Genomic DNA, 704 nt, shown 5'->3' on the forward strand with positions numbered 1-704 from the left:
AGGTGTTTGGCGAATCTGATTGGCTCTGACATCCGCCATGTCTTGGTCAATCACCGCCTGCACCTCAGCAGAAGTCAGTTGCTCTTCGGCAGCCGCTAAATCAAGGCCTCCTTGGCTCGCGATATCGAGGATAGCGGATTCATCAAAACTGCCATGTGAAGCCCATTGATCCTGGCGAGCCAGCAGCCTCTCCAGTACCGGTTCAAAGACGCCCTGACGACGAGCAACTTCTAATACCCGAATGGCCTTATCAGATACGTCGCCGTGGAAAGGAGTGTAGCGCACGATGAGCCGCACTTTTTCTGGGTAGGTTTCCAGAATACTTTTTGTCAGGGGATAGAAAGCACGGCAGGCTTCGCAAGCCGGATCGAAGAATTCCACAATCGTCACCGGCGCGTCTTCTCGTCCCAAGATGGGGGAGTGTGAGCGCACCAAGGAGTCCTCTGCCTGGACACTGCTCTCCTTTGCTGCCTGAGCTTGCATATCTAAGAGGGCAGGTTTCGATACGGCGACGATCGCAGCGGTCAGCATTAACGTACCGGCCAATATAAAAGACGCTTTTTTGAACATGTTTCTCTCTCTTTCTCAACGATGGGGTGGAAAAGTAGGGTTGAAAAATAAGCCAATCGCTATGGGAGTAAGCCGCTCGCTAACTACCTGAGCCGGGAGTCGGCCTCGGTCTATCACTCGTGCCCATATAGATT

1 protein-coding gene is annotated in these 704 nt (G+C 52.8%); it reads right to left on the reverse strand.

What is annotated here, in order from left to right:
* Nucleotides 1-570: DsbA family protein (locus ACT3UM_RS24185; protein ID WP_498902559.1), on the reverse strand; the 570-nt coding region annotated here is incomplete at its 3' end.
* Nucleotides 571-704 lie beyond the last annotated feature (134 nt).

This window comes from Halomonas sp. AOP13-D3-9 (genome assembly GCF_052379125.1).
Classification (GTDB): Bacteria; Pseudomonadota; Gammaproteobacteria; order Pseudomonadales; family Halomonadaceae; genus Vreelandella.